At 62.3% G+C, this 2,554-nt stretch carries 2 protein-coding genes; both read right to left on the bottom strand.

The features are described from left to right. Positions 1-250, bottom strand: a 250-nt coding sequence (locus AWU74_RS10365) for a hypothetical protein (RefSeq protein WP_162504838.1), incomplete at its 3' end; no start/stop codon positions are given. Positions 251-680: 430 nt separating this feature from the next. Continuing rightward, on the bottom strand, positions 681-2,168 hold the full coding sequence (locus AWU74_RS04900) for an acyl-CoA carboxylase subunit beta (protein ID WP_062328201.1): 1,488 nt from the start codon (positions 2,166-2,168) through the stop codon (positions 681-683). Positions 2,169-2,554: the final 386 nt, after the last annotated feature.

Below are 2,554 nucleotides of genomic sequence, written 5' to 3'. Positions count from 1 at the left end.
CCGTGTTTATCAAGAAGGCTTTGCTGGTGGTTTCCACCAGCGGGGCTACCGAGCGGTCTTGCCGACGGGCGCGGGCGGTTTCCGCATAGTTGTCTACCGAACGATCCGACCGACAGTCGGCACAGAGGCAGGACACGAAAGAGCGGGGCAAAAGCCCCGCTCTTTTTTTATGCCCGAACGCGGCGCGGGCGGGTGTCTCGTGCAGTTGTCTGCCGAGCAAGTCTACCGGGGGCGAAAGCCTAAATGCCATACTACGGGTAAGCGCCTACCGTGTTTATCAAGAAGGTTTGCCGAGGGGCGAAAGAGAGCCGCAATACGGGTAAGCGGCTACCGTGCCTACCGAGCGATATGCCGGCGGTTTCCACCAGCAGAGCTGCCGAGCAAGCCTGCCAAACGCCCGCTTCATGCGCAGTTGTCTGTCGAGGCTCCCGCCCAGTTGTCTGCCGAGCGGGGCTTTACCGGAGGGCGGAGGGCGCTGTCCAATTGCCTACCGAGCGATATGCCGAAAAGCGAAGCCCCGCGAGCCTACCGTGCAAGCTTGCCGAAGGGCGGAAAAAAGGCAGGCACCTGCCTATACGCACCGCGAGTTTGCGTAAGCAAACTCGGTAAGCAAGCCGTAGGCTTGCGACAGTTTCCTCAAGAAACTCGAACGATACCCGTGCGGAGCACGGGTATCGCCTTTACAGGGGGATATTCCCGTGCTTCTTTTCAAGGCGGCGCGGCGCCTTCTTGCCGGCGAGCAGCCGGAAGCAGGCGGCAACCTTCGCCCGCGTGTCGGCGGGGCTGATTACGTCGGAAATATAGCCGCGCTCGGCTGCCGTTTGGGGAGTCATAACCGTCTCGCGGTATTCCGCCGCCTTTTGCCGCACCAGTTCCGTCTGCGCCGGGTCTTTCAGTTCCTTCGCGTACAGAATCTGTATCGCGCCCTCCGCGCCCATAACGGCGATTTCGGCGCCCTCCCACGCGAACACGAAGTCCGCGCCCAGATGCTTGGAGCACATGGCGATATACGCGCCGCCGTAAGCCTTCCGCGTAATCACCGTTACCTTCGGCGCCGTCGCCTCGGCATAGGCGTAAATCAGCTTCGCGCCGTGCCGGATGATTCCTTTCTGCTCCTCCTCCGCGCCGGGGATAAAGCCCGGTATGTCTACGAAGGTCAAAAGCGGCACGTCGAAGGCGTCGCAGTAGCGCACGAAGCGCGCCGCCTTGTCGCTCGCGTCGCAGTTCATGATTCCGCCCAGACCAGCGGGATTGTTCGCAATGACGCCGCAGGTTCTGCCCTCGATTCGGGCGAAGCCCGTTACCACCGACACGGCGAACTCCTCGGAGACCTCAAAGAAGCTGCCCTCGTCGGCGACGCAGCGGACGACCCGCCGTATATCATAGCCCTGCGTGCTCCGCTCCGGCAGGATTCCCGCAATATCCCGCCGCATAGCCGCCTCGTCGTAGGCAAAGGGGCGCGCTTCCGGCGTTTCGCCGCAATAGTGCGGGATATAATCCAGCAGCTTCCTGACCTTATCGAAGCAGTCGGCTTCGGTGGGGGCGCGGAAATGCGCCACGCCGCTCTTCTGCGCGTGAATCGCCGCCCCGCCGAGCTGCTCCTCGCTTATGTCGAGAAACATGACGCTCTTCACCACCTTTGGTCCGGTGATAAACAGGTAGCTGATTCCCTCGACGGCGAAGATGAAGTCGGTGATTCCCGGCGAGTACACCGCGCCGCCCGCGCAGGGGCCGGCGACGACCGAAATCTGCGGGATATAGCCCGACGCGCGGGTGTTCTGATAGAAAATGCTGCCGTAGCCGGCGAGCGAGTTGACGCCTTCCTGAATGCGCGCGCCGCCCGAATCGTTGATTCCGACGACCGGGCAGCGGTACTCTATGGCTCTCTCGATAAGCTCGGCGATTTTGTCGCCGTGCACCTTGCCGAGCGAGCCGCCCTGCACCGTGAAGTCCTGCGCGTACACGGCGACCCGCCTGCCGCCCGCCGTCCCGAAGCCGGTTATGACGCCGTCGTAGGGTATGTCCTTTGTATCCATTCCGAACGCGGTCGAGCTGTGCCGCGCCCGCGAGTAGACCTCCACGAAGGAGCCGGCGTCGACCAGCGCGTTAATCCGTTCTATTGCGTGCAGCTTGCCTTTCGCGTGCTGCTTTTCGATAGCGTATTCCACAAAATGCCTCTCTGTGCTGACCGGCGGACGAGCGCCGCCGTGCGGAGATGATAGCGGCGACCTCGCGCGCTGTCAACGGCGTTCGGCGGCAGCCGAACGACCGAGTTTTCTGAAAGAACTCGGCACATAAGGCAGCAAAGCGCGGGGTAACGACCGAATTTGCCGCAGGTTCGGCGTCCCGCTGAATCAAACCCCTCTGCCGTATTTGCGTGCCTGGCAAGCGCCTTATTCGCGGGACGCGCACCTGTACAGTATCGCGCCTGCATACTCTCCAGTATCGCGCTTGCATACTGTACAGTGTTGCGCCTTTGTACTGTACGGGTTCCCGTCGGTGCGCTATTCGATTGTTAGGCGCGGACCGCGCCGCCCTCAGCCGGAACGCTCCC

The sequence above is a fragment of the Treponema endosymbiont of Eucomonympha sp. genome (assembly GCF_001028545.1).
Note: the sequence above shows the minus strand (reverse complement) of the source record. Positions and strands in the feature narration are given on the sequence as shown.